The sequence below is a fragment of the Mycobacterium sp. genome (genome assembly GCF_050701675.1).
GTDB lineage: Bacteria > Actinomycetota > Actinomycetes > Mycobacteriales > Mycobacteriaceae > Mycobacterium.
Genome location: NZ_JBOGDD010001190.1, coordinates 1 through 4,764 on the forward strand (window position 1 = coordinate 1; position 4,764 = coordinate 4,764).

Consider the following 4,764-nt stretch of genomic DNA (forward strand, 5'->3'; position numbering starts at 1 on the left):
AAGTAGTAGTCCGGCAGCGCCCGCATCTGGCCGACCATCTCGCGCGTCAGCTTTCCGCCGTCGCGCACCTCGAGTTCGGCCAGATTCTCCGCCTCGCGCGCGATGATCTCGCCGAGGCGCCACAGCAGCTTGCCGCGGGCGGTCGGGGTCAGGGCCCCCCACGGTCCGTTCAGTGCCGCGCGGGCGGCGGCCACGGCGCGGTCGACGTCGGCTGCCCCACCATCGGGCACGCGCGCCCACGGCTTGCCGGTGAAGGGATCAGTGCTGTCATAAGTGGAACCGCTTGCAGCGGGCGATGTTTCGCCACCGATCAGCAGCTCGAACTCGGCCAGCTGTTCGGTCGTGATCTCAGTCATGCGCTCTCCTCATCGAGTTCGCGGGCGTTTCTTGTTGTTGAGGGAGTCCACGACAGCCCCGGCGTTGCCCAGATCCGTGTAGAACTTGCCGTGGCGGGCAGCGATCGTCGGCGGCAGATCACGGGCTTCCCACATCGCCCGCACCGTCCCTTGAATGCCTTCGGGGCGGCGGGCGGAAATCTCCGCGGCGAGTTCCAGTGCGCGGCTGCGCAGTTGATCGTCGGGCACGACCTCGGTAACAATGCCGATGCGCAGCGCGGTCTGTGCCGTCATCCGCTCCTCGCTGCCGAGCAGCGCCCACCGCATCACCTCGCCGTAGGGCACACCCAAGGCCCGCATGCCCATCGGTTCGAGCGCGGAGACGATGCCCGCATTGGGATGTGGATCGAAGAACGTCGCGCTCTCCGCGCATATCGAGAAGTCGCACTCGTTGACGAAGTACATCGCGCCGCCTGCCACGATGCCGTGCAGTGCGGCGATCACCGGCTTCCACACCTTGTGTGCCTTCGGTCCAAGGAGTTCGCCCGGGTCTTCCTGGTTGAAGATCGACTTGTGCTTCCACCAGGTGCCCTCGGATACGTCGATGCCGGTGCAGAACGCCCGTCCGCCGTTGGCGCACAGTACGGCGACCCGGATGTCGTCGTCGTCGCGAACTCGCCCCCACGCCGCGGCGAGATCCTTGGCCATCTGCTCGGTGAAGCTGTTCAACTTCTCGGGGCGGTTGAGCGCCACGGTGGCCACGTGGTCGGTGACGTGGAATTCGATGGTCCTCAGGTCGGTCTTTTCGGTCACGGCCGCTCCTCTGTTGATCCGGTGGATACCGGAATCTTCGCACTCGCTTCGCTCACCTGGTTCACCTGGTTAGCGATCTCGCGTTTGAGGATCTTGCCAGCCGGTCCCAGCGGGAACTCGCGCCAGTAGACGAAGCGGCGTGGCTGCTTGTACCCGGCCAACTCCGCGCGGCACAGTGCGGCCAGTTCATCTGTCAGGGTGGCCTGGTCGTCGACGTGGGACTTTGGAATGACCACGGCGACCGGAGTCTCCCCCCACTCCGCGTCGGGCACACCGACCACCGCCACCATGTCCACCCCGGCGTTCCCCGCGATGACCCGCTCGATCTCGGCGGGGTAGACGTTGAACCCGCCGGAGATGATGAGGTCGGTCCGACGACCGGTGATGTGTAGGTACTTGTCCTTGTCCAGGTAACCCAGGTCGCCGCTGCGCAAGCCGTCGGGACGGAACGCCTCGGCGGTCTGCTCCGGCAGGTTCCAGTAGCCGATCGAATTGGCGGGGCTGACAATGGTTATTTCGCCGATCTCTCCAACCGGGGCTTCGCTCCCATCGTTCATAACGATGCGGATCGCGCACATCGGTGATTCCTGTCCGCATGACGTCCCTATGGACGTCCGGCCTGCGACGATGTCGCGATGGTCCTGCGGGGTGAGAATGGTTGCCTGTCCGCCACACTCGGTCAGGCCGTAGCGTTGCTGCAGGTCGCAGCCGAGCAGATCCATCGCCTTTTGGGCCAGACCCGGTGGCACGGGTGCCGAGCCGTAGGAGATCCGCCGAAGGCTGGACATGTCCCGCGGTGGACCGTCTTCGAGGATCGCCAGCGTCCTGTGCAGCATCGTCGGGATGAACGTGGTGAAGGTGATCGCGCTGCGTTCGATCTCGTCGATCACGGCCTGCGGGTCGAATCTTTGGTGGATCACCATGGTCTGGCCGAGGTAGAGCCACGACACCGTGCGGACCATGCCGCCTGCCGTGAAGAACGGCGTGGTGGCCAGCATGACGTCCGACCGGTCGGCCTCGGTGACCAAGTTGGTGTCCGCGGCCTGATAGAGCAGGGCGCGGTGGGTGTGCATCACGCCCTTGGCACGACCGGTGGTCCCGCTGGTGTAGAGGATGACCGCGACATCATCTGGAGATGGGCCGGGGGTGTCCTGCCTCTGCCCGAAATCGGCTGCCGCCAAGGCGGATTCGTACTCCGGCCCGATGGTCACTACCAATGGCAGGTCGGTCAGTTCATCGAGGAACCTGTCGGCGTGGTCGGCGTGGATGATCACCGCGCGCGCACCGCAGTCGTCGCGGACGTGGGCCACCTCGTCGGGCGCCAGTCGGATGTTCACCGGGACGGCGATCAGACCGGCCTTGGCCAGACCGAATGAGATCTCGGGCCATTCGAGGCAGTTGCGGGCGATCACCATGACCCGGTCGCCGGACGTCAGCCCCCGATCGGACAGGAAGCCGGCCAGTCGCCGGGCGCGGTCGTCGACCTGGGACCAGGTGAGCTCGCGGCCGGCGTCGAGGAGTGCGCGCTTGTCCGGGTAGCGGCGCGCATTGTTGGTGGCGATGTCTCCGATGAGCATCAGTCAATGTCCTTTAAACGAGGAACGCGAGGGTCTCGACGGGACCGCCGGCGTCGATCAGATTCACGATCTTGCGGACCAACCAGGGGCCGTCCGGCGTTCGGCGAATCGTGTGGGTCACCCGTCCCGCCCAGAAGCGTTGCCGCAGGCGGTATTCGAAGAGGCCGAAGTTGGACTCGACGGTGACGGTATCGGCGTCCTCGGCCACCACCTCGCTGTTGGACAGGACGCGGCGCATCACCGACGGTGGGGTCTGGGAGTGCCGGTTGCCGGTGTTGAGCTGGGCCACCCGGCTCTTGATCCGCTGCCGGTTGTCGTTGATGTATGCCAGCGTGGTCCGCGGGTCGTCGTCGGGATGCATGGGAACGCGGTAGACGACGGAGTCGTCATTGGCCCACAGGGCCTCCCACTCCGAGTACCGGCCCTCGTCGGCGAGACGCGCCTCCAGATAGAGGAATGACAGAATCTCCGCGTCCGGCAGCGGTCGCAGGGCCGGGCGTGTCCGTGGGTCGGCATTCACGGTCATGCTCCCGCTCCTCCGCCGACGACGGCGGCCCACTGCGAGTAAAATCCGCGCTGAGGCGTCTCGGCGCTCTTGTCCCGGTTGATGATTCCGCTGCCATCGCTTACGTCACTCTCCAAGCCGCGCGCCAGCACCAGCCACTCGGGCAGCTCGGCGGCCAACCCGGCCTGGTTGCGCATGCCGATCTCGCCGTCGTCGGCGATGAGGAAGCCCGCCGGACCCATCGCACCCTCAGACCGGCGCAGCGTGCGCTCGTTGAGGGCGTCCTGGCCGGGAATGAGCACCGCGGTGGTGTAAGCGAGGGTGCGGTCGGGGGCTTGCGGTTCGACGAACATGACGTTCATCTCGGCGAGGAACAGGTTGGGCCAGATCAGCGTGTGTGGCGGACCGACCACCATCGCGTCGTGCGCCTGTTCGGGGCCGTATGCACTCTCCAGATCATCGACGTACCTGCCGAGTTTTGCCCTCGGGGTCCGGCCGTACCAGACGAATTCCTCGTCGAGCTTGCGGTATTCGTCGGTGTAGTCGATCTCCGAGTGACCGTTGCCGAGGTCGCGGACCAGCACGTCGACCTTGGTCGGGACGTGCGACACCTTGGCCGGCTTGATCGCGTCGTACACCGAAGCGTGGGTGAACAGCGCGTGGTAGCCGTCGACGTTGTTCTCCACCACCATCTTCCAGTTGGCGTGGTGCAGGTGCTTCATCCAGTTGGCCCGCAGATCGATCTTGCGGGTGGGGGAGAGGTTGAGGAGTCGGTCGATGGCCCCCGTCGCCTTTCCGAGGTGCTCGAGCAGCGAGATTCCCTCGGGTGCCAGCGAGGCGAAGACGAATCCTCCGTAGCTGTCCACCCGCGGCGCCTCGGCCAGACCCAGCTCGGAACGCACGGCGTTGAACGCGTCCCCGTAGCCTTCCCGCATCGGAACACCCTGCAGTGCACCGGTGTTGCTGAACGTCCAGCCGTGATATGGGCAACGGAACGAATTGGCATTGCCCTGTTCGGCATTGCAGAGTTTGTTGGCGCGGTGCGTGCAGCGGTTCAAGACCACGCGCACGACGTCGTCCTTGCCGCGGATCACCACGACGGGATCGTGGCCGATCACCCGGGTGAGATAGTCGCCACGCTCGGTGACCTCGCTCTCGTGCGCGACGTAGACCCAACCCGTCTTGAAGATGGTGTCCATCTCGCGGCGGAAGATCTCGGCGGAGGTGTAGACCGAACCGTGCACGCGGTCGCTCCGGATGACCGTGGTCGCGTCGAAGTCAGATTGGGCGGGGGCTGATTCGAGAGTCGTCACTCGTCCTCCAAGGATTCGATGGCGGGTATCAGGACGTCGCCGAGGCGGCGGAAGCCGATGTGCACTTTCGTGCCGATGGTGGGTGCGGTGTCCGCGGGTCGCACGGTCGTCATCACCATGCGGTGACCGCTGCTCAGTTCTACGTCGATGATGGGGTAGGGCTTCGTAGCGTGCACCAGTCCGGGTTCGCGCCGGTGCATCAGTGTCGCAGCGTGTACGAC

Annotated in this window: 6 protein-coding genes; all 6 read right to left on the bottom strand. The window is 65.6% G+C overall.

Features of this window, described 5'->3' with window-relative positions:
- A partial coding sequence (locus tag ACRDUX_RS36925) for an aldehyde dehydrogenase family protein (RefSeq protein ID WP_526421847.1) occupies positions 1 to 356 on the bottom strand: 356 nt, incomplete at its 3' end.
- Between the two features lie 9 nt (positions 357 to 365).
- Positions 366 to 1,148: an enoyl-CoA hydratase/isomerase family protein gene (locus ACRDUX_RS36930; RefSeq protein ID WP_526421849.1), complete on the bottom strand. Its 783-nt coding sequence runs from the start codon at positions 1,146 to 1,148 to the stop codon at positions 366 to 368.
- Positions 1,145 to 2,725, bottom strand: coding sequence for a class I adenylate-forming enzyme family protein (locus ACRDUX_RS36935; protein WP_526421851.1), 1,581 nt, complete (start codon positions 2,723 to 2,725; stop codon positions 1,145 to 1,147). The genes ACRDUX_RS36930 and ACRDUX_RS36935 overlap by 4 nt, the downstream gene beginning before the upstream one ends.
- 13 nt (positions 2,726 to 2,738) lie before the next feature.
- Complete coding sequence (locus ACRDUX_RS36940) at positions 2,739 to 3,251, bottom strand: aromatic-ring-hydroxylating dioxygenase subunit beta (RefSeq protein ID WP_526421853.1); 513 nt, start codon at positions 3,249 to 3,251, stop codon at positions 2,739 to 2,741.
- On the bottom strand, positions 3,248 to 4,543 hold the full coding sequence (locus tag ACRDUX_RS36945) for an aromatic ring-hydroxylating oxygenase subunit alpha (RefSeq protein ID WP_526421855.1): 1,296 nt from the start codon (positions 4,541 to 4,543) through the stop codon (positions 3,248 to 3,250). The genes ACRDUX_RS36940 and ACRDUX_RS36945 overlap by 4 nt, the downstream gene beginning before the upstream one ends.
- On the bottom strand, positions 4,540 to 4,764 hold a 225-nt coding region (locus ACRDUX_RS36950; RefSeq protein ID WP_526421857.1), incomplete at its 5' end, for a PhlB family protein. The genes ACRDUX_RS36950 and ACRDUX_RS36945, both read right to left, overlap by 4 nt.